Annotated in this window: 21 protein-coding genes; 14 read left to right on the top strand and 7 right to left on the bottom strand. The window is 38.0% G+C overall.

Annotated features, from left to right (window positions below; translation table 11 throughout):
- Positions 1-64: 64 nt before the first annotated feature.
- From KRODI_RS15705 to KRODI_RS02165, 3 genes are all read right to left on the bottom strand, one after another.
- Positions 65-661 carry a TIGR00730 family Rossman fold protein gene (locus KRODI_RS15705; RefSeq protein WP_013749927.1) on the bottom strand — a complete coding sequence of 199 codons (597 nt, stop codon included), beginning with the start codon at positions 659-661 and terminating at the stop codon, positions 65-67.
- A 63-nt stretch (positions 662-724) separates the two neighbouring features.
- The gene (prmC, locus tag KRODI_RS15710) at positions 725-1,591 is read right to left on the bottom strand and encodes a peptide chain release factor N(5)-glutamine methyltransferase (protein ID WP_013749928.1); all 867 of its coding nucleotides are present in this window, start codon (positions 1,589-1,591) and stop codon (positions 725-727) included.
- Positions 1,588-2,073: a GNAT family N-acetyltransferase gene (locus tag KRODI_RS02165; protein ID WP_013749929.1), complete on the bottom strand. Its 486-nt coding sequence runs from the start codon at positions 2,071-2,073 to the stop codon at positions 1,588-1,590. Before KRODI_RS02165 ends, prmC begins: the two co-directional genes overlap by 4 nt.
- Before the next feature lie 26 nt (positions 2,074-2,099).
- Between KRODI_RS02165 and ribD the strand changes: the two genes are divergently transcribed.
- The 3 genes from ribD (at position 2,100) to KRODI_RS02180 (ending at position 4,484) form a co-directional block, all read left to right on the top strand.
- Positions 2,100-3,101: a bifunctional diaminohydroxyphosphoribosylaminopyrimidine deaminase/5-amino-6-(5-phosphoribosylamino)uracil reductase RibD gene (gene ribD / locus KRODI_RS02170; RefSeq protein WP_013749930.1), complete on the top strand. Its 1,002-nt coding sequence runs from the start codon at positions 2,100-2,102 to the stop codon at positions 3,099-3,101.
- Positions 3,098-3,964: an EamA family transporter gene (locus KRODI_RS02175; protein ID WP_013749931.1), complete on the top strand. Its 867-nt coding sequence runs from the start codon at positions 3,098-3,100 to the stop codon at positions 3,962-3,964. The genes ribD and KRODI_RS02175 overlap by 4 nt, the downstream gene beginning before the upstream one ends.
- 211 nt (positions 3,965-4,175) lie before the next feature.
- Positions 4,176-4,484 carry a hypothetical protein gene (locus KRODI_RS02180; RefSeq protein ID WP_013749932.1) on the top strand — a complete coding sequence of 103 codons (309 nt, stop codon included), beginning with the start codon at positions 4,176-4,178 and terminating at the stop codon, positions 4,482-4,484.
- Between the two features lie 14 nt (positions 4,485-4,498).
- Here the strand turns inward: KRODI_RS02180 and KRODI_RS02185 are convergent, their stop codons facing one another.
- The 3 genes from KRODI_RS02185 to KRODI_RS02195 all read right to left on the bottom strand — a co-directional run bounded on the left by KRODI_RS02185 (position 4,499) and on the right by KRODI_RS02195 (position 6,927).
- Positions 4,499-5,674 (bottom strand): GlmU family protein, encoded by a 1,176-nt coding sequence (locus KRODI_RS02185; protein WP_013749933.1) that lies wholly within the window; start codon positions 5,672-5,674, stop codon positions 4,499-4,501.
- An 80-nt stretch (positions 5,675-5,754) separates the two neighbouring features.
- Positions 5,755-6,222, bottom strand: a complete 468-nt coding sequence (locus KRODI_RS02190; RefSeq protein ID WP_013749934.1) for a DUF4442 domain-containing protein — start codon at positions 6,220-6,222, stop codon at positions 5,755-5,757.
- Positions 6,223-6,300: 78 nt separating this feature from the next.
- On the bottom strand, positions 6,301-6,927 hold the full coding sequence (locus KRODI_RS02195; RefSeq protein WP_041295596.1) for a hypothetical protein: 627 nt from the start codon (positions 6,925-6,927) through the stop codon (positions 6,301-6,303).
- A gap of 342 nt (positions 6,928-7,269) precedes the next feature.
- On the opposite strand from KRODI_RS02195, the gene KRODI_RS02200 reads away from it, so the two are divergent.
- From KRODI_RS02200 to KRODI_RS02225, 6 genes are all read left to right on the top strand, one after another.
- The gene (locus KRODI_RS02200) at positions 7,270-7,803 is read left to right on the top strand and encodes a DUF4870 domain-containing protein (RefSeq protein ID WP_013749936.1); all 534 of its coding nucleotides are present in this window, start codon (positions 7,270-7,272) and stop codon (positions 7,801-7,803) included.
- A gap of 132 nt (positions 7,804-7,935) precedes the next feature.
- The gene (locus KRODI_RS02205) at positions 7,936-8,277 is read left to right on the top strand and encodes a PadR family transcriptional regulator (RefSeq protein ID WP_013749937.1); all 342 of its coding nucleotides are present in this window, start codon (positions 7,936-7,938) and stop codon (positions 8,275-8,277) included.
- Positions 8,274-10,070, top strand: coding sequence for a PspC domain-containing protein (locus KRODI_RS02210; RefSeq protein ID WP_013749938.1), 1,797 nt, complete (start codon positions 8,274-8,276; stop codon positions 10,068-10,070). The genes KRODI_RS02205 and KRODI_RS02210 overlap by 4 nt, the downstream gene beginning before the upstream one ends.
- A 9-nt stretch (positions 10,071-10,079) precedes the next feature.
- Positions 10,080-10,526 carry a nuclear transport factor 2 family protein gene (locus KRODI_RS02215; protein WP_013749939.1) on the top strand — a complete coding sequence of 149 codons (447 nt, stop codon included), beginning with the start codon at positions 10,080-10,082 and terminating at the stop codon, positions 10,524-10,526.
- 106 nt (positions 10,527-10,632) lie between these two features.
- Positions 10,633-11,382, top strand: coding sequence for a hypothetical protein (locus tag KRODI_RS02220; RefSeq protein WP_013749940.1), 750 nt, complete (start codon positions 10,633-10,635; stop codon positions 11,380-11,382).
- A gap of 128 nt (positions 11,383-11,510) precedes the next feature.
- Positions 11,511-12,248: a head GIN domain-containing protein gene (locus KRODI_RS02225; RefSeq protein ID WP_013749941.1), complete on the top strand. Its 738-nt coding sequence runs from the start codon at positions 11,511-11,513 to the stop codon at positions 12,246-12,248.
- An 82-nt stretch (positions 12,249-12,330) separates the two neighbouring features.
- Here KRODI_RS02225 and KRODI_RS02230 read toward each other — a convergent pair whose 3' ends face one another.
- Positions 12,331-13,086 (bottom strand): helix-turn-helix domain-containing protein, encoded by a 756-nt coding sequence (locus tag KRODI_RS02230; protein WP_013749942.1) that lies wholly within the window; start codon positions 13,084-13,086, stop codon positions 12,331-12,333.
- Positions 13,087-13,352: 266 nt separating this feature from the next.
- Between KRODI_RS02230 and KRODI_RS02235 the strand changes: the two genes are divergently transcribed.
- From KRODI_RS02235 to KRODI_RS02255, 5 genes are all read left to right on the top strand, one after another.
- On the top strand, positions 13,353-13,748 hold the full coding sequence (locus KRODI_RS02235; RefSeq protein ID WP_013749943.1) for a molecular chaperone Tir: 396 nt from the start codon (positions 13,353-13,355) through the stop codon (positions 13,746-13,748).
- An 11-nt stretch (positions 13,749-13,759) separates the two neighbouring features.
- Positions 13,760-14,473 carry a PspA/IM30 family protein gene (locus KRODI_RS02240; protein WP_013749944.1) on the top strand — a complete coding sequence of 238 codons (714 nt, stop codon included), beginning with the start codon at positions 13,760-13,762 and terminating at the stop codon, positions 14,471-14,473.
- Positions 14,474-14,532: 59 nt separating this feature from the next.
- Positions 14,533-15,249: an OB-fold-containig protein gene (locus KRODI_RS02245; protein ID WP_013749945.1), complete on the top strand. Its 717-nt coding sequence runs from the start codon at positions 14,533-14,535 to the stop codon at positions 15,247-15,249.
- Positions 15,250-15,314: 65 nt separating this feature from the next.
- Positions 15,315-17,381 carry an SPFH domain-containing protein gene (locus tag KRODI_RS02250; RefSeq protein WP_013749946.1) on the top strand — a complete coding sequence of 689 codons (2,067 nt, stop codon included), beginning with the start codon at positions 15,315-15,317 and terminating at the stop codon, positions 17,379-17,381.
- A 153-nt stretch (positions 17,382-17,534) separates the two neighbouring features.
- On the top strand, positions 17,535-22,412 hold the full coding sequence (locus KRODI_RS02255) for a DNA repair ATPase (RefSeq protein WP_013749947.1): 4,878 nt from the start codon (positions 17,535-17,537) through the stop codon (positions 22,410-22,412).
- The last annotated feature ends 74 nt before the right edge of the window (positions 22,413-22,486 follow it).

Consider the following 22,486-nt stretch of genomic DNA (forward strand, 5'->3'; position numbering starts at 1 on the left):
TTAATTAACCACTTACAAACAGTGTATATAAGTCATTTTCACCTAACAAAAAGAAGGTCTTCTATTACTTCTTAGATTCGAGTGAAGCCTTTAACCACTTAGGCATTGCCATAGGCTTAAAATTCTCCATCTGATCAAGAAGCCCTTCTACCGTGGTATCTACAAGAAGGATATCGTAATTTTCTTGCTTTAAAAATCCTTTATCTACCATATTTCTAAGCGCACTTAAAAGATCATCATAAAAGCCATTTACATTAAGCATACCCACCGGTTTTTGGTGTAATGCTAGTTGGCTCCAGGTCAGCACTTCAAAAAGCTCTTCCATAGTTCCAAAGCCTCCTGGCAATGTAATAAATCCATCAGAACGCTCTTGCAGTTCCATCTTACGCTCGTGCATGGTATCATTTACGATAAGCTCCGTAAGTCCTGTATGGACAACCTCCTTTATTTTTAAAAATTCTGGAATCACACCTACTACCTCACCGTTGTAATCGAGAGCTCCTTGAGCCACGGCGCCCATAATACCAATTTTGGCAGCTCCGTATATGAGCGTAATATCTCGCTCAGCCAGTGTCTTACCTAGTATTTGAGCTTGCTTTATAATTTCTGGATCTGTACCTGCACTGCTTCCGCAGTACACGCATAGTGATGTTAATTTCATAATAGCTATTTAATTTTAAGCAAGCATAAAGTGCTTCCCTTTATTTCTCAATTATAATAATCTCTAGCGACTCGCTTTAATCATTCTATCTTTTCCAAACATATCTTCTCGCAACTCCACATTCTCAAAGCCTATTACTTTTAAAAGATCAATCATTTCTTTTCCTAAGTATTCATTAATCTCAAAATATAAGAATCCATTTACAGAAAGACTTTCAAAAGCTAGCTCACCTATTTTTCTATAAAAAATCAATGGGTCATCATCTGAGACAAAGAGCGCGCTATCTGGTTCATTACTAAGCACATTATCTCTCATCTCCTTTTTCTCGAGCATACGCACATAAGGAGGATTACTCACGATAATATCATATTTGTGCTCTAGTTCCTCTACAGCTAGCACATCTTGATTGTAAAAAGTAACATCTACTTCGTTCCTTTTTGCATTTTGATACGCTGTTGCAAGTGCATCTTGAGAAATATCAATCGCCTCAACATGCGCCTTTGACATATATTTAGCTAGCGAGATTGCGATGCATCCAGAACCAGTTCCTATATCAAGAATTTTCAATTTTTCTTGCGTCTCACTCTTGACAAAGCTCTCAGCTTTATCTGTAATAATCCAATCAACCAATTCTTCGGTTTCTGGTCGAGGTATTAAGGTAGCGGGATTTACTTGAAATTCTATCCCGTAAAATTCTGTAGTACCTACGATATATTGGATAGGTTCGCTACGTGATAATCTACCAGTTACATCATTCAATTGTGTAAGGGCAGATGTGGAGATATCCATTTTTCGCGAAAGCGAAACCTCTACCCTATTCATTTTTAGCACATGTTCTAAGGTAAGAAAGCAAAGGTTTTCCACCTCTTCTCGCTCGTACATACCTGCGAGCTGCTGCCTGAAATCAATGCGAAACTCGTCTATATTCATAAATCAATTATCATATGCACTGGGCAAGAAAAATGCCCTGTATCACCCATAGGGCCGTCTATGTATCTAAAACCTGTACGCTTGTATAACTTCTGAGCCGCCTCCATATAAGGCATGGTCTCAAGGTAGCATTGATCAAAACCAAAATCACGTGCTTGATTAAGACAAGCATCCATCATTTGCGACCCTATACCGCGGCCTCTCGCCTCTTCTAGAAAATACATTTTTTGTAACTCACACACATTACCATCATAATTATCTAGTTGCGCAACACCTGCACACCCTATAATTATTCCGTTGTCCTCCACCACAAAATACTCAGCTTTTGGTCTGCTATAATGCTCAAACATCGTGTCTAAAGCAGCATCTGCATAAGCAGTCCCTACCTTAGGAACGCCTAGATCTACAAGTACCTTTCTCACCACTGCCGCTACTTGAGCATTGTCTTCTTTTTTAATCGGTCTAATGATTGGTTTGTCCATCACTTACAAAGGGTTATTTTTGTGCTGTGAAGATACATAACACCTACATAAATCGCTGTATTGCGCTAGCAAAAAATGGACTTCCCGTAGCCATGCCTAATCCATCTGTGGGTGCAGTACTCGTGCACAACAACAAGATTATAGCCGAAGGTTATACAAGTGATTATGGTGGGCCTCACGCAGAGGTGAATTGTATCGCTTTCGCGAAAGCGAATACTCCAGAACTAATAGCAAAATCAACCTTATATGTATCTCTAGAACCTTGCTCGCACTGGGGGAAAACACCGCCATGTGCAGATCTTGTAGTTGCTTCTGGTATAAAAAAAGTTGTTATAGGAACCATTGATCCTTTTGCCAAAGTAGCAGGCGCTGGTATTAAGAGATTAATACAAGCTGGAGTTGATGTCACCGTGGGTGTTCAAGAAAAAGAATGTCAAGAAATCAACAAGCGTTTCTTTACCTATCACGAGAAAAAGAGACCTTACGTCATTCTAAAGTGGGCAGAAACAGCAGATGGTTTTATCGCTCCAAAAACACGAGATGCTCAGCAACCTGTATGGATTACAAATCCCTACTCGAGACAACTCGTTCATAAATGGCGCAGCGAGGAAATGGCAATTCTCGTAGGCGGAAAAACCGTACTAGAAGACAATCCTAGCTTAACCACGCGAGATTGGGAAGGTAAAAACCCAATACGAGTTGTTATTGATACTAAAGGAAATCTAGATAACAACCTTACCGTTTTTAATCAGGAAGCTGAGACACTTGTAATAGCATCAACAGATTCTCAACTCATAAGTGAGACACTTTATGATAAAGGAATCCAATCTGTAATTATAGAGGGTGGCGCGCAGACATTACAACATTTTATTGATGCAAATCTCTGGGATGAGGCACGTATTTTTAAAGGCAACACTAGCTTTTCTAAAGGCACAAAAGCACCTCAACTCTCGCAGCATTTTCTATTAGAAAAAACAGACACGATTCTAGACGACACCCTACACTATTATAAAAACTCAAGCATTTGATTTACTTACTTCTTAGTATTGCTGCATCTAGTTTCATCTTTGTAGTATTTAAACTTTTTGCAAAGTTTAATGTAAACACCCTGCACGCAATCATTGTAAATTATGTGATTGCCTGTTCTTGCGGACTATTGTTGTATGACGGACCCACGTCTATCGCTGTAATTCCTGAGCAATCTTGGTTTTACGCATCGGCGGGGCTAGGAGTATTATTTATTCTTGTTTTTAACTTAATGGCAGCAACCACACAACGCAGCGGACTCTCAGTAGTCTCTGTTGCTACTAAAATGAGTGTGGTTATCCCAATACTTTTTGGTGTACTCTATTACAGAGAATCTCTAGGCATATTAAAGATTACAGGGATTCTAACGGCACTTGTCGCTGTGTATCTTGCTTCTATAAAAGCAAAAGATGGGATTGCTATAAAGAAAGAAAACCTCATCTTCCCTATCCTTGTGTTTTTAGGCAGCGGAGCTATAGACACGAGTATAAAATTTATAGAAGGTGCTTATGTAAATGAGAGTGATGTACCCATCTTTGGCGCAACTATTTTTGGAGCAGCTGCTTGTATTGGTTTTTTGGTCATCATGTATCAAGTCATTAAAGGCACATTTAAATTTGAGATTAAAAATATGATTGCCGGGATTTGTCTTGGGATTCCTAATTACTTTTCTATTGTCATGCTTGTGATGGCCCTTCGAGATTCGGCTTTTGAGAGTTCTACATTATTTACAGTAAATAATGTAGCCATTGTGATGGTGAGCACTTTTATTGGAATTCTACTTTTTAAAGAAAAATTACTAACTAAAAACTGGGTTGGAATTGGACTAGCAGTAATTAGTATTTTGCTAGTTTCTATGTCTTAATCCTCCTCAGAAATTAAAAATTCTCTGATTAATTTTTAATTTTTTAAGTCCGCTTTCGCGAAAGCGCAATAATCCTCGCTCTATGATATTACTGCAGTTTTCTGAGACGACATAACTCTTAACGCCTGCTATCATGGAATCTACAAAACATTCACACTGTAACATTTACTTTTATTAAGCTACATATCTATGTAACCAAAATGAAAATGATATGGGATTCGGTGGAGCAGCTCTTGCAGCAAATCAAGTAATACGTAATAATAGAAATCTACTTAAAAATAAGAGAAATGTAGGAAACCTATCTTTTGTCTCGAGTACCAATGAGAAATGGGTAGACCCAAAAAAAGCAACTTTTGATCAGTTAATGGAAATAAGAAAGCGGATACGCTATGAGAATAAAGTGCGTTTGTATAAAATCATTTTCCTCACCATTTTGGGGTTTGTAATACTGACCTTGCTACTCGCTGTAGTTCCTTGGGATTTGATATTCACAAATACGTTTAATCCTTATAGCCATTAAAATTATTGACAAGCTTACTCTCTACGATATTGCTTTGTCTCCTCAAAAACATGATTAAGGATTGCTTCATCTTGTTCTGTAAGTTCTAGATCACGACGTGCCATGGCAATTTTTGCAGTTTCGTAAGCTTTATTGGTCTTGTGTGTCACAAAGCCGCTAGCGCCTCCCCAAGAAAAAGAAGGAACAAAATTGCGAGGAAATCCGCTTCCAAATATATTTGTTGCCACTCCTACCATTGTACCAGTATTAAACATGGTATTTATACCACACTTAGAATGGTCTCCCATCATCAACCCACAAAACTGAAGTCCCGTATTTGCAAAGCGACCTGTTTCATAATCCCATAACTTAACAGGAGCGTAGTTATTCTTTAAGTTAGAATTATTAGAATCTGCACCTATATTACACCATTCTCCTAGTACACTGTTTCCTAAGAAACCATCATGACCTTTACTTGAATAGCCCATAAGCACGGAGTTATTTACCTCTCCGCCTACTTTACAATGAGGACCTATGGTTGTGCCGCTATAAATTTTGGCTCCCATTTTTACAGCTCCATGATCACAGATTGCAAAAGGGCCACGTATGAGTGCGCCCTCCATAATCTCTGCATCTTTACCTATATAGATAGGCCCATCTGTAGCATTGAGATGTGAGTAATGAACCGTAGCTCCTTCCTCTATAAATATCTGATCTTTATTTATCGCTATTACGTGTGCTGGTATCTCTTCAGAATCTCTATCCTCGGTAAGCATCTCAAAATCTCTAGTGATTGCTTCTCCATTTTTGGCAAAAATATCCCAGGTATGCTCGATCCTTAAAATATCTGAAGCCGTATAGTCAATACTCTCATAAGTGTCAAAAGCTACTTCTTGACCTTCTTGTACTGAAAACGCGATTATTTCTTCCCCATCAAGCAACACTTGCTTTGATGACAAATTTTTAATAATATCAGCTAAGTTGTCTGAAGGAAGATAGGATGCATTAATCATCACATTTTCTTCAAGCTCTATCATGGGCCACTTATCTGAAAGATACTCTTCTGTTACAGTTGAGGTCGTTGAGCCAAGCACAAACTCCCACTTTTCACGTATGGTCATAATACCTACACGCAAGTCTGCAACAGGTTTTGTGTACGTGAATGGTAAGAGCTGATTGCGTACGTTTCCGTCAAAAAGGATAAAGTTCATGGATTAGATTTTAGTCTCTACATAAAGCGCATGAGACAGATAGACTTATGGATAAAACTTATTGAAAACGAAGTTACTTATTATTTACGAGGCTTCTTTACTAAAAGTGTCCACTCAAAGTTAAACTCAGATACTTGCACACCATCTTTATTTGTCCCTATAGCTTTCATCCAGCATGTTTGTCCTTCTCCAGTAGCTACAGCATTTGCTATAGCTTCTTTAATAGCTAGACCATCATCACACACAAAGTTAATTCTACCTGTAGCTTTTTTTGTGAAGCTTGCATTATTGTTTGCTACAAGCATTGATATTTTCTGACCGCTTTCTTGTATGTGAGCAATTACTAAAGCTCCCGTAGCAAGCTCTGCCGCCATACCTTGTACTGCCCAGAACATACTATTAAATGGATTCTGATTAATCCATCTGTGTTTTACAGAAGTTGTACAAGAGTTAGGAGAAAGTTTTTTTACACGTACTCCCGAAAGCCACGCAGATGGAAGCTTAAACATTGTGAACGTGTTGAATTTACCAGGTAAGGGGAATGACATAATATCTTATTTGAAGCAAAAATAGGCAATAAAAAAGGTTCCCAAATGAGAACCTTTTAAGAAAGAATATATAAATCTTTAATTGTCTATCAACTGTATTTTTAAGTAACTCCCTATACCCGTACCTGTGGACCCCACAGGATTAGCAAGAAGAACAAAATCACCTGATGCAAATCCAAAATCATAAACCTTACCTGCCGTTAGCTCTGCAATACCTGTATATGTTTTTGCACTTCCCACGGCTCCAGTTCCATTCACCTCTTCCCTAGGCATTGAAAATCTCATTATCCAAGAACCTGTATCATCCATTAAACCTGCTACATAATTAGTGCTAGCTGTAGAATAACCTGAAATGGTTAACGTAATTGTAACTTCATAGATTCCTGTAAGAGGTGCAGTAAAACTACTAGTGGCAATATCAAAATCTCCTCCCGCATCTATAAGTTCTGTCATTGTATTAATCTTATATATACCATTAGCATTTGGTGTATTGATCGACAGACGAGAATCAAAATCTGTAAGCAGCCTCCCTCTAAAGTTACCTAGCAAACTACTAAGTTGCTTCTTCACATTACCCTCACTGTCTATCACTAAAGGTATATCATCTGTAGATGAACTTGCTGTAGTACTGCGCACGCGCAAATCACCATTTACATCCAGCATTGTAGTAGGATTTGTAGTATTAACCCCTACTTGAGACCACATTAATTGAGTTAACAACATGGCTATTATACACAAAGGGGTTTTAAAAATATGTCTTATTTGCATGACTTTCTAATTGTAAAAAACCTTAATTGGTTTCAATGATGCAAATTTAAGACGCTCATGAAAATGTTAAATTTCAAAAAGTTCCAAACTAAAATTTTCAGACAAAAGAACAGTTTAACAAGCTGTAATACGCAACATCACCACATTTACAAGACATTAGTTATTTATTTCTCTTGAAGTAAGCAGACTCCTAAATCTTAATTAAAAGTTAATTTTTAGTACTATGCGTAACAAAGTACCTTTTTTTAGACATATATTTGCATAAGACATTAATAGACTATGGAAACTAGCATTACAACACATCAAAAAAATATAGGTACATTAATACACCTATCTACATTCTCTAAATACTTATTTCCTTTTGGAAATTTTATTGCACCTCTCATTTTATGGAGCGCTCAAAAAAGGAATGCTGCTTTTATAGATAAGCATGGTAGAGATGCAATCAATTTTCAATTAAGTATTCTATTATACCTCATTGCCTTAGTTGTCATTAGCATTCCATTCTTTATTTATTTCGCAATAAGTGCAGGTAATGGAAGCGAGAGTTTACTCACAAATGGCTATATAAATGATCCGAGTGATTTTGCAGACTTGGGAGGGTTTCTTATTACCGCAATAGTGGTTGCCATTCTTGCATTGGGAATTTTTCTTTTAGAAATTATAACGGTGATTTCAGCAGCGGTTAAGGCATCGCAAGGAGGTATTTATAAATTCCCGCTTACTATCAACTTTATTTCTGCGGCTTCGGTTTCAGATTCTAGAGAGACTCAAGAGACTTCATCACCTATTGAGGATAACACGGTAGTTTAATATATGAGGTACGCTTTCGCGAAAGCGTAAAAAAAGAAAAATCATCAATCAATCAATCAATCAATCAATCAATCTCCCGAAAGTTATTGGGACAAAAGCGAACAGTTTAATGCATTTAAAAAATGAACATCTATGAAGATTGAAAACACCAAAGCGCAGATGCGTAAGGGCGTGCTAGAGTATTGTATCCTCTCTGTATTAAAAGACGAGGATGCCTACGTAGCAGAGATCTTAGGCACACTTAAAGACGCTAAGTTGCTGGTGGTGGAAGGAACGATATACCCACTACTTACACGACTCAAAAACGCAGGCTTGCTCAATTATCGCTGGGAAGAATCTACCAGCGGGCCGCCACGTAAATATTACGGACTTACCGAAACAGGTAAAATATTTTTAAAAGAACTCTCAACCACTTGGGATGAGTTACAGACCGCAGTAACGGTAGTAACCACCACTAAAACCGCAACAAAATGAATAAGACAGTAAACATAAATTTAGCAGGGGTTTTCTTTCACGTAGATGAGGATGCTTACGGTAAATTACAGAGATATCTTGCTGCCATCAAACGTTCTTTTGAAGGCGTACAAGGGGAAGACGAAATCATAGCAGACATAGAAGCGCGTATCTCAGAACTTTTTTCTGAACGTATTAAAGACGAACGCCAGGTTATAAGCACTAAGGAGCTTGACGAGGTTATCGCTATCATGGGACAGCCAGAAGATTACATGGTAGATGACGATATTTTTGAAGATACAGCATCTTCTCAAAAATCATCTAGCCGCTCTTCAAGTAAAACACAACAAGCTAAGCGCATCTCAGACCGAAGGTTTTTTAGAGATACAGATAACGCATACATAGGTGGTGTATCTAGTGGTATGGCACATTACATGGGACTTGATCCTTTGTGGGTTCGTGTAGGATGGGTATTACTAATTGCACTTACTTGGTTTACACTTGGTGGCACAGCTCTTATTTATCTTGCGTTATGGGTATTTGTACCAGAAGCACAATCTACTGCAGATAAACTCGCAATGCGGGGAAAGGCTGTTAACATTGACAATATCACAGAGAAAGTAAAAGAAGGATTTGAAAATGTTGCAGACACGGTTAAAAACGTAGATTATGATAAGTACGGTAATAAAGTAAAAACAGGAGCTCAAGGAGTTTTTGGGACTTTAGGAAAGATCATCATGTTCTTCTTTAAAATCATTGCAAAAATTGTGGGCGTACTATTAATAATCACGGGTGCTACAGTGGTGATTTCATTATTAATCACACTACTTACTGGAGGAGTGGTAGATATTTTCACTCCTAACTTAGCAGACATGCCGTGGATTTCTAATGATACAGGTTTACCTATATGGCTCATGTTACTACTTGTATTATTTGCAGTTGGGATTCCATTTTTCTTCTTGTTTTACTTAGGATTAAAAATTCTTTCTTCTAATGTAAAATCAATGCCTTTAAGTGCAAAACTAAGCCTATTAGGATTATGGCTTATCGCATCAATCACCATTGGAGTATTTTCTGTAAAACAGGCTATACAGTATTCTAACCTCGAGTCATCAAAGGTGACTACTACAGAGACACTAGCTATTACAAAGAACGATACGCTACGTATCAAAATGAGAGGAAGCGAGCGTTTTGATATCCCTTTTGGGAGGTCTTCTCAATATGTACAGCTTATTAATAGCAACACAGAAGATGTAGCTGTGTATAGAAATGTGCGTCTTATAGTACGATCTACTCGTGACAGTCTTGCATATGTGCAAACAGTAAAAAGAACGAAAGGATCATCATATGACGTTGCAAAGGAACAAGCAGAAGCCATGATGCTCAACTATGACTTATCTGATAACGAACTAGCCATAGATGGTTTTTTTACTGGAGAAAGAGATGCACAATATAGACATGTAAGACCAAGTGTTGAGTTTATTGTGTATCTCCCAGAAGGAGCTACACTCATCGCAGATGAGAATACTTACTCCTACCATAGAAATGACAGACAGTATCGTGATATTCTAGATAATGGTGATGAAGAAAAATTTCTTACCGTAGGTAATGGCAAACTTATATGCAGCAATTGTCCTGAGGATCGTGACAATGATGATGATAATTCTTGGCAACAGTCTGATGATAATGACGCTTGGGAAGAGCGTAGTTATAGAGAAGGTGAAGATACACCAGCATGGGAGACAAATAATCAAGCTCCAAACTCTCCTACGCCTCCACCGACTCCTCAAATTGATAGAAATTCGATTAATTAATAAGAGATAATGTCCAAGCTCACTAATTTTATTACAATCCTGCTGCTACTCCCTATAATTGGAGTAGCACAGGTTTCTAAAGACAGTGATCTTTACAAAGAGATTCTAGCTACAGATGCTGCCCTTTTTGAGTCCTACAATACGTGTGACCTCGAGACTCATGCTTCACTCATATCAGAAGATTTAGAGTTTTACCATGATAAAGGAGGACTCGCTACAAGCAAGGAAGAGTATATGACCTCCATGAAGGCAAATATATGCGGCAAGGTGGAAAGAATACTTACTCCAGATACATTTGAAGTGCATAAGATTAAGGATTTTGGAGCCATCGCTCTAGGGAAACACAGTTTTCATAATCTTATGGAAGACAGCTATTCTGAACCTAGTAAGTTTATCACCATATTTAAAAAAACAGAAAATGGCTGGAAAATCACTCGTGTAATAAGCCTGCACTAGTGATGTCTACAACTCAGCCGCACATAAAATACATTGGCATAGGTTAAGCTTTCGCGAAAGCAGAATTGTTCCCAATTACTAATCATCAATCATTAAATCAACTAAAATGACCAACCATCAAAGCACCCAAAAACTTGACAAAAAAATTAACATTCTAACTACTTACGCTGTAGTAAGTGCATTAGTATTTTCCGCATTTGCACTTAGTAGTTTTAGTAAAAAAGACAATAACAAATCGTATGACGAGCTTATTGTAAAAAAATTAACAGTCATAGGTGAGGATAACCTACCTAGAATGGTGCTGAGTAATGAAGACAGACAACATTCTGGCAGAATGAATGGAAAAGAAATGGATAGAAGAGAGCGGCCTTCTGGAATTATATTCTTTAATAATGAAGGTGATGAGTGTGGAGGCTTAGTGTATAAAACAAAAATTAAAAATGGAAAAGTAACCTCCGGAATGTCTTTTACAATGGATAATTACAAAGATGACCAAGTAGTACAAATCCTTAATGACGAGTACTATAAAGATGGAAAAGCCTATATAAAACGAGGTATATCAATAAACCAATACCCCATTGGATCAAATATGGAGAAGCGCAACAATAAGCTTATGAAGCTGCGCTCTATAGAAGATGATGAAGAGAGAAAGCAGAAAATAAATGAATTAATGGAAAACGAAGGACCCGTAAATCGTTTGTTTATAGGTAAAACAAAAGGTAATAGTTCTGGGCTATTTCTTGCAGGACCAGATGGAGCGCCTAAAATGATGATTTATGTAGATGATAAAGGAAATCCTAAAATCCAGACATTTAACAAAAACGGAGAAATAAAAGATCTTTTAGAAGTAGAATAAATCAATAGACAGTTGAGCACCCATAATCTACAACTGGGTAGCTTAAAGTTTTAAAGAAAAGTAATTTTGTAGAAGTTTACATCATCAATCAAAACAATTAATTATTCATCAATCTAAAACCAACCACCATGACAACACTTATCAAATTTATTATTGGGTTTCTTACTGCAATACTCGTCACCTCTTGTCAGTTTGACATTAACCTTGGGCAAATAAATGGCGACGGAAATGTAGTTACAGAAGATTTTAACATCACAGAAGACTTTGACGAAGTAGTTGCTGGTAATGGCTGGGAAGTCTTTTTAGAAAAAGGAAATACAAATGGCGTAATACTTGAAGCCGATCAAAATCTAGTAGATGCAGCTGAAATTTATGTGAAAGACGGAAAGTTAAAAATATACTGCGAGGATAACATAAAAAATGCTACCTCAAAAAAGGTTTTTGTAACCTACTCAGAAAACCTTACCGAAGTGAGTGTAAACAGTGGTGCTAGTCTTACTACAAAAGAAGCGCTCACTGGAGATGAAATAAATCTGGACGCATCATCCGGAGGAACATTACGTGTTGAGGTTACTGTAAATGACGTAGAGACAAATGTAAGTAGCGGTGGCGTAGTACGCATCTCAGGAACAGCAAATCGCGTAGATGCATCTGTTTCTAGTGGTGGTGTTGCAAGAATAAGTAAGCTCAAATCTGTATCTGCTATTGCAGATGCTTCTTCTGGAGGAGTGATGGATGTATATGCATCACAAGATCTTCGAGCAGATGCATCATCAGGTGGTGTCATAAATTATTATGGAAAGCCAGCAAACGTAGACAAACCAAAGGAAAGTTATTCTGGAGGTATCATACGTTCAAAAGATTAAATACTACCTCATCAATCAAATCAATACACAACAAAGGCTCGATATCATCGAGCCTTTGTTATTTTATAAATACACGCTAAACTTATAATTCTCCTTTTATCTGTAAGAATTGCGCTTGAAGCATTGCCATTTTTTCCTCAAGTCCATCTGCAAGTTCTGGCACTCTATGATAAAACACATAGCGTATGCGCCACAGCTCTTTCACTTCCTGGATAGGGAATTCAAGATCATCTATATTCTTATGATCTGCACGCAGTGTTATGGTATTTTCAGAAAGATAGCATCGCCTCAATACGAGCTGATCTTCAAATACAGCGAGCACTAGATGACCATTATTTAGCTTTTTATAAACATCTTTCGGTATCATCTCCCCTATTACAATATCCTTAGGGAAGAGTCCTTTGTCATTACTACTCATCTCTAGATTATCCACCGTAAATGCTCTGAACTCCTTTTCAGGATTGATAGGCAACTGTAATACTTGCATATCACTTACAAAAGCTTCTTTATCATTATAGAGAAGATATTCTTTTGCATTTTTTGACGTTATGCAAGGAATACTTGCAAAGGCTTGCTTTGTGATGATATCATGATCTGTTGTAAGATTTGCTTTGAATTTGAGTAAACTATTTACCGTAAGCTCTTTTGTTAGCAAGTCATCGATAGGTATGCTAAAATAATTAGCAATCTTAATAATAGTATCTATTTTAGGTTCACTCCTACCTTCCTCATAAGCTCCTAACGTCCCTCTTTTCAAGTCAAACAGCTCTGCAAACGACTGCTGACTCAATGTCTTGACAGTTCTAATCTTTCGTATGTTTTTTCCAAAAAATGACATATTTTGCTAATTTTATTTGCAAATTGTAAATTTATCTGTATATTTACCTAACAATTTTAGCAAAAAGAATTCAATTTTGCTAATTTATTTAGCTTTTTCGTGAAAGCGTAATTGCATCATCAAACATTCATCAATCAAAAAACAATCATTATGACCACTTTAATTATTTACATCCTGAGCCAGTTATAAACAATTGGGTATTTACAGAGACAAGTTTTCGTATTATTAACCTTCCAACGCATTGGAATACAACATCAACACTCTTTATGAAGAACCACTTTAACATAACACGAGATTTTCTACTTGAACTTAACTTCAATATCACCACCGAAAACACCGAGGATGGTATTATGGTAGTACAAAAGGAAAACTCAGGAATTAAAAACCTCATTCTAGGCGTCGCTCCTCCTATCTTAATCATAGAGCAGTTTATTTTTACCATAAATAATCAGTCTGAAAAGATTTTTAAAAGTCTGCTACAAAAAAACCGCGATATCATTCATGGAGCATTTGTACTAGATGAGACAGGTAAGAAAGTAATATTTAGAGATACCTTACAAATAGAAAATCTAGATTTAAACGAACTAGAAGGAAGCTTAAACTCGCTCAGTTTATTAATGAGTGAATACTCAGATCACATTATCGAATTTTCAAAATACTAAAACACAACGTTATGAACATATTTAAAAGACTTTTTAAAATAGGCCAGGCAGAGGCAAATGCTTCTATAGATAACATGGAAGATCCTATTAAAATGACCGAGCAAGGCATAAGAGATATGAAAGAAGATCTTGCCAAAAGTGTAGAAGCAATGGCTCAAGTAAAAGCCATGGCAATACGCTCAAAAAACGAGCGCGATGAGCACCAAGAGAAAGCAAAAGATTATGAAGGTAAAGCAATTACCATTCTTAAGAAAGCACACGCAGGTTCTATGGAAGCTACAGACGCAGACCGTCTAGCAAAAGAAGCGCTTGCCAAAAAGGAAGAAGCACAAGCGCATGCAGATCGCGCTGGTGAAGACACAACAAAATTTGAAGGAAATGTAGCCCAGCTGCAATCTACTATCCAGACTATAAAAGATAATATAGGCAACTGGGAGAATGAGCTTAAAACACTTAAAGCAAGAGTAAAAGTAAGCTCTGCCACTAAGAATGTAAACAAGCAAATGGCTGCTCTTGATAGCACTGGAACCGTAAGTATGCTAGAACGTATGAAGGAAAAAGTAGCTCAAGAAGAAGCACTTGCAGATGCTTATGGCGATATTGCAAATGCAAATAAAAGCATAGACGACGAGATTAATGCTGCAGCAGATACTAGCAAAGAAAAAGTAGACGACGAACTTGCAAAGCTTAAGGAACAACTAGGTCTCGACAAGGACAAAGCATAAGCACGCACCGCATTGCGTTACTAGCACTTTGGATTATGAACCATTAAAACCACCAACCATTGGATAACTATTTCGAAATTTTATTTTCACCAGTAAACATCACGTTAACGATACTACTGTCTCTACTCCTTGTCTATTGGATATTTACAATGATCAGCGGTGTAGACTTTGATCTAGATGTAGATGTAGACATCGATATCGATGTGGACGTAGATGCAGATATTGATCTGGATTCTGGTCTCGAAGGCGGCAATATGGATTTCTCAGATGTAGCAAATGCAGAGGTAGATCGATCACACGTTGTAAATAGAAAACGTAAGCCTCTTAAATGGTGGCAAGTCGTTTTGATTTACTTCAATTTTGTCGGACTTCCATTTATGTTTACGTTTACTTTTTGGATCTTTATATGGTGGTTTTGTTCCCTTATTGTAACATCTATTACAGGAAGTTACGAGAATACATTTGGGCACCTTATCGTCTTAGCTTTTATGATTCCTGCGCTATTTATTAATAAAATTATCACGACTCCTTTCAAGTCATTCTTCAAGAATTTGAATAAAGATGGAGACAAGGCAGTAGATTTTCTTGGTAGACAAGCCACTTTATTATCCACAGTTTCTGGAGATAAAATGGGTAATGCAGAGCTTCAGGCAGATGGCAATACGATGAGCATTTATGTGAAATCACTAGATGGTTCTGAGTTACGCTTTCGCGAAAGCGTCCTAATCATCAAACAATCAACAGATAAAAATTATTTCTACGTCAGTAAAGATTAATCTATGCTGATACCAATCATTATTATTTAAAAGAAAATTAACCAAAACCAAAAAAATCAGTTTCTATGGATGCAATCCCATCGTTTGTAATTACCGGAATAGGAATCCTCTTATTTCTCGTTGTCGTTTATTTCGCAATCATCGCGATGTTCTACAAAAAAGTACATCAAGGTCAAGCCTTGGTCCGTACTGGATTTGGAGGAACAAAAGTTGCAACAGACAAGGGACTTTATGTAGTTCCAGTATTCCACCGTGTAGAAGTAATGGACGTTTCGGTAAAGAAAATCCAAATTGAGCGTCTCGCTACCGAAGGTCTTATCTGTAAGGATAACATGCGTGCAGATATTAAAGTGGCATTCTTTGTTCGTGTTAATAACGAAGTTGAGTACATCAAAAAAGTGGCACAAACGATTGGTGTAGAAAGAGCTTCACGTCAAGAAACACTTGAGGATCTTTTTGAAGCAAAATTCTCTGAAGCACTTAAAACCGTAGGTAAGAAATTTGACTTTATACAGTTATATGAATCCCGTCGTGAGTTTCGTGATGAGATTGTAGATATCATCGGTACAGATCTTAATGGTTATACACTAGAAGATTGTGCAATCGATTATCTTGAGCAAACGTCTGTTTCTTATTTAAAAGCAGATAATATTCTTGATGCAGAAGGTATTAAGAAGATCACAGACCTTACTGCTGCACAAAACGTGCAATCTAACTTGATTAAGCGTGATGAGGAAAAAACCATCCGCAAGCAAGATGTAGAAGCTCGTGAAGCAATCCTTGAACTAGACAAACAACTTGCTGAAAAAGAAGAACAACAACTCCGTGAGATTGCCAACATAAAATCTCGTGAAGGTGCCGAAACTTTAAAGGTAGCAGAAGAAGAGCGCCTCAAGTCTGAAACAGCTCGTATCGCAACCGAAGAAAAAGTAAAAGTTGCCGAAGAAAATATGCAACGCCAGATTATAGTTGCCGAAAAGAACAAGCAACGTACCGAGGCTGTAGAAACTGAACGTGTAGAAAAAGATCGTTTACTAGAAGCAACCGAAAGAGAACGCGTAGTTACACTCGCTCAGATTGAAAAAGAGAAAGTAGTAGAAGTTGAGAAAAAGAACATTCAAGATGTGATAAGAGACCGCGTAGTTCTTGAAAAAGGAGTGGTTGAAGAGCAGGAAAATATGAAAGATATTGAGGCTTTCAAAACTGCAGATCGTAACAAACAAGTTACCATCACAAATGCTGAGAGTGCTGCTCAAGAAGATTTGATTAAAACTATCAAAGCTGCTGAGGCATCTAAAGAAGCTGCTAAGCAAAAAGCTGAAGAAATTAATATCGAAGCGCTTGCACATAAAGAAGCAAGTGAAAAAGAAGCAGATGCACGTAAGATTCTTGCCGAAGCACAAGCTAAGGAAGAAGCAACCGTAGGTATGTCTGAGGCGCAAGTAATGCACGCTAAGGCAGATGCAAACGAGCGTCAAGGTATTGTAGAAGCGACTATCATTGAGAAGAAGGCACTTGCAGAAGCAGCCGGAATTCAAGCAAAAGCAGAAGCAAAACGCCAAGACGGACTTGCAGAGGCAGATGTAATCAAAGAGAAAGCTCTTGCAGATGCTGCGGGAATCGAAGAGAAAGCCAATGCAATGAAGAAACTTGACGGTGTAGGTAAAGACCACGAAGAGTTTAAACTACGTCTTGATAAAGAACTTCAAGTTGACCTTGCTGAAATCAATATCCAGAAAGATATTGCAGATGCTCAAGCACAAGTTATTGGTGATGCACTTAAAGCCGCAAACATTGATATTGTAGGTGGTGAGACCATGTTCTTTGACCAGATTATCGGGCAAATTACAAAGGCCAAAGGATACGACAGACTAGTGAAGCATTCTGACACCGTGCATGAGGTAAAAGATGCCATTTTAGGTAGTGATGATGTAAAGGGAAACTTGCTTGAAAAAGTAAAAGAATTTGCAGGTAAGTACGGCATCTCTTCTGAGGATCTTAAGAATGTGACCATCGCAAATCTTTTGATGGACTTAAAATCTAAGTCTTCAGATAATGATGAGCAAACCTTATTCAGCAACCTATCTAACCTTGCAAAGGGACTTGGGTTATCTGATAAGAAGTTGAGATAATTATAATAAAGCAGTAACAGTTTGCAGTCGTGAGATTGTAAACTGTTGCCCGCTGTTTTTTTTACGCTTTCGCGAAAGCGTAAACCTCCATTTTCTGTGGAACTATACTACCTATAAGTCAATCATTAAATCAACGCACAGTTTCCAACATCTATGGCAAACGAAACTCCAGATACACAACCTAAAGCATCACAGTCACTAGACGGCGGTACTTATGAGATCATACAAGGTAGACTGCAAAAGCAGAAAATCGATCTCCAAGAACGCCTTCAAAAACTGAATGAGGAACGTAAAGATGTCTTTGGCTCTCTTGAGACAAAGCTCATTGCAAATGACCGTATCAATACAGAGAATAACTGTATTGCTCGTGACATCGTTTCTCTCAATAATCTATGCCTTTTTGGATATAATGTGCATTTTGGATTGCGCACAGACATTCACCTTAGTGATGTTTTTAGTGCCTATGAGTTCAAAGACAATCGTTTTGAGCCAAGGCCACTAACATTACTAGAAGATGATATTTTTCTTCTTGATTTTGCAAATTTATACAAGTACTACCGTAATACTATTTTCTCAAAGTTTGCCATCATCGGGAATTACCTTTACATGGTGTTTCAGCTAAGTGATAGTGTTACAGATATTAAAACATTTAAATGGCTTATAAGCGATGACACCTTAAAATACGTAGATAATCGTAGTGAACACGAATACAAGTTTCCAAAACAACATGATTTTAAATGGCTAGAAGCTACGCGCGATATGCATCGTTATGGTGTGCACGCACACGTTTCTATACTTGACAAGGTTTTTGTAGAAACCATAGGTGGTGATCTTACTATTAAAATAGAGGACAATACAGAAGAAGGAAAAGGAATCCTTGACGAACCTGTGGAGCACATCGACCAGACACTTGATGACGGGCAATACCGTTATGCAGACCTTGGTAATTTACTGGCGCTTGAGATCAAACCTTTTCAAGAGGAAGCTCGTTATTTTGTCTATAATCACAAACTCAAGCAAGTTCAAAAAATACAAAGTGTAAAAGATACTTGTGTATTACTTCCAGATGATCAGGGTATTATTTTCCCAACAGGTTATTACTTGCAAACAGGAGAGTATAACATCTTTGATAATGCAATCCCAAATGTAAAATTTCAAGAGAAAATCAGCTCGCCTAACGGAGAGGATTTCTTGTATGTTTTTTATTCCCCAGAGGCAGGACTTTACAACTTGATGTCATACAATGTGATTACTCAAGAAATTAAAACTCCGATTATCTGTAATGGATTTACCGTATTAAAAAATGGCGAACTCAGCTATTTTAAAACTGAAAATGAGCAGAGCAAGCATCACGTCATACAGATCTGGCAAACCCCATTTTTAAAGGGTGATTATATGCCTTCTCAACATGAGGACACACTACTGTATAAAATAGGAAATAAAGATATCGTAAAAGCGATGGCAGAGGTTAACGGCCTTGTCACGCTACTCAACAAGGAGGATAATTACGATGGATTATATAGTGATCTAGCCAAGTTTTCTAAAGATATTCTTGACGCCTATTACTGGCTTCCAGAGCCAGAAACGCAACAGCTTAACATACCACTTACTGAGATAAACGGAGCTGCAAATGCAGCAATCGATGAATTTGAAAAAGTAGTCCAACTTAAGCGTAATGCTGCAAAGCAAACGCAAGAGATTCAGAAAAAGGCTGATGAGATTTTTGGCAAAATAAAAAGTACTTCTTTTAAATCTATTAATGATTTTGTGGCGTTGCTCACACAGTTACGCTCGTTGCGTGGCGAGACCATATCTCTTAATGACATACGCTATGTAGATCCCACTTTCGTGAAAACGTTAGAGGAAGAAATCGCGGTACAGACCCAAAAGATCTCAGAGAAGTGTGTACAGTTCTTACTAGACGACAAAGCTTTAAAACCTTATCATGAAGCGGTAGCTGAGAAGAAAGGCGCAATGGAAAAGATCAAGAAAGTGATCGAAGCCAAAAAGCTTGAAGAGGAAGTAAATCAGATTGCGACAGATCTTGAATTGCTTATCGATATCATATCTAATCTTGATATAGAAGACACCTCCCACTCTACTAAAATTATTGATGATATCTCGCTCATTTTTGCGACTATCAATCAGTTGAAGGCTGGGATTAAGAATAAGAAAAAATCACTAGGAAGTGCAGAGGCGCAAGCAGATTTTGCCGCTCAACTTAAGTTAATTGATCAAAGTATCATAAACTACCTAGATATTGCCACCACGCCAGAAAAGTGTGATGAGTTCCAGACTAAAATCTCTATCCAACTAGAAGAGCTAGAAGGGAAGTTTGCAGATTGGGATGAGTTTATCACGCTTATTATTGAAAAGCGCGAGGAAGTGTACGGAGCTTTTGAAGCTCGTAAAAATGCCCTTGTAGAAAAGCGCAATAAAAAGGCGATGGCATTAAAAAATGCCGCAGAACGTATCTTAAAAGGTGTACGTAAAAAAGCCGAAAGCTTTAAAACGGCTTCGGAAATAAACGGATATTTTGCCGCAGATCTTATGATCAATAAGGTGCGCGATATCGTACAGCAACTTAAGGAGCAAGAAGATACTGGAAAGGCAGAAGAGATCGAGACTGGACTTAAAACAGCCCGTGAAGATGCATTGCGCAAGCTCAAAGACAAACTAGATCTCTATGAAGATGGAGATACGGTGATACGACTTGGTAAGCATAAATTTGGTATAAACAAGCAACCGCTTGACCTCACTATTGTTCTCAAAGATAGCGCGCTTAACTATCACCTTACGGGAACAGATTTTTACCAAGAACTCTCAAATGAAACGCTTCTCGCTTCTCGCCATATTTGGAATCAGGAGTTTGTTTCAGAAACTAGCGAGGTGTATCGCAGTGCCTACCTAGCTTACAAATTATTTAATAAACTAGACAAGCACACGCTACTAGAGGCTGGTGATGACGCGCTACTTGCGATAGTGCAAGAGGAAAGCCGCAATGACTATGCAGAGGGCTATGTAAAAGGGGTACACGATGTAGATGCTTCAAAAATTTTAAAGGTACTCGTACATAAACACAACGAGCTAGGGCTACTCACCTACGCACCAGAAATTAGGGCGTACGCTCAGTATTTCTGGAACAGTATTGAAGATAGCACTAAAAAAACACTAGATCAAACGATCAAGGCTTCGGGAGAGGTGTTGCAGTTTTTTCCAGATGCAAAGGAATACCAATTTATCGTTGAGACGTTAAGTGAGGAGATACACGCTTTCGCGAAAGCGGAATCCCTTTTCTCACCAGATTTGAGTCAAACTATAGCAAAGTACATTTTTGACGAATTACAAGAAGACACAGATTTTGTGCGCAGTAGCGTTGCTGTGCGATTGAAAGACGCTTTCGCGAAAGCGTTAAAACAACAACAAGCAGACCTTAAGTTTAAGAAAAGTTATGAGTCCCTCCCTAGCTTAAAAGGGAAAGTACAGCTCGTAAAACAGTGGGTGACCGCATTTGTACGCACCCAAGAAAGTCTTACCGATGTGCGCTACGTAGATGAAGTGGTGTGTTTACTACTCTTTGAAGATGAGTCGGTTTTAAAAACAAAAGCAGCTTCTCCAAATGAGAAAATCACTGGCTTAAGCGGTGATCATAGCACAATAACCGAAGGGGTCTTCAACTTTAACTACCACGACTTTACGGCAAGGCTCAACTTATTTGTAACAAAGCAAGTACCCGCATTTGAAACATTTAAGAAAGCAAAACACACGGTTACTGAAGAGTTAAAAGAAGCTTTAAAACTGGACGAATTTAAACCAAGAGTACTTACGTCCTTTATACGTAATAAGCTGATTGACCAAGTGTATTTCCCATTGTTTGGTGATAACCTTGCAAAGCAATTAGGAACCGTGGGCGATAATAAACGTACCGACCGTATGGGTATGTTGCTACTTATCTCGCCTCCTGGGTATGGTAAAACTACCCTGATGGAATATATAGCAAACCGTCTAGGACTCGTTTTTGTAAAAATAAATGGCCCTGCGATAGGTCACGAAGTAACCTCTGTAGATCCAGAAAGTGCCACAAATAGCGCCGCTCGTGAAGAACTTAAAAAGCTGAACGTGGCTTTTGAAATGGGGAATAATGTGATGCTATATCTAGACGATATCCAACACTGTAATCCTGAGTTTTTACAAAAATTCATATCGCTATCTGATGGTACACGTAAGATTGAAGGTGTATATAATGGTAAGTCGAAAACTTATGATCTGCGCAGTAAGAAATTCTGCGTGATTATGGCAGGTAACCCATATACGGAGAGTGGAGAGAAATTCCGCATACCAGATATGCTTGCAAACAGGGCAGACATTTATAACCTGGGAGACATCATAGGCGATACGGAACATCTGTTTAAGCTCAGTCTTATTGAGAATTCGCTCACTGCAAATCCGCTATTGCAGCAGTTGAGTAGTAGTCATTTTGAAGATGTGTATACCTTAATAGACCGCATAGAAAATGCAACCCAGGACAGTCAGCTCAAAGGAAATCACACCGCGCAAGAAGTGGCAGATTATACAAAAGTACTAGAGAAGGTCATCACCATACGTAACACAGTACTCAAGGTAAATGCAGAATACATACGCAGTGCTGCGCAAGAAGATGCCTATCGTACAGAGCCTTCTTTTAAGTTACAGGGATCATACCGTGATATGAATAAACTGGTAGCCAAAGTAGTTCCTATTATGAACGATACTGAGCTTGCGACCTTGCTCTTATCGCATTATGAAAGTGAGTCACAAACTCTCACTTCAAGCGCAGAAGCCAACTTGTTAAAATATCGTGAGCTCATCAATTCGCTAGATGAAACGCAGCAACAGCGCTGGGACACGATGAAAGAAACCTTTGTAAAGAATAATAAACTCAAAGGATTTGGTAATAAGAACGAGATGGCACAAGTACTCTCTCAAATGATGGAGTTTACTGAAAACCTAGAAGGGATAAAAAAGGCGCTTGAGAAGGGGTTGGAGAAATGATTTTAAAAACATCTCCCCTAACCCCTCTTCGAAGAGGGGAATACTCACGATACTTTTTATTTTGCTTCGCAAAA

This window comes from Dokdonia sp. 4H-3-7-5, from assembly GCF_000212355.1.
GTDB lineage: Bacteria > Bacteroidota > Bacteroidia > Flavobacteriales > Flavobacteriaceae > Dokdonia.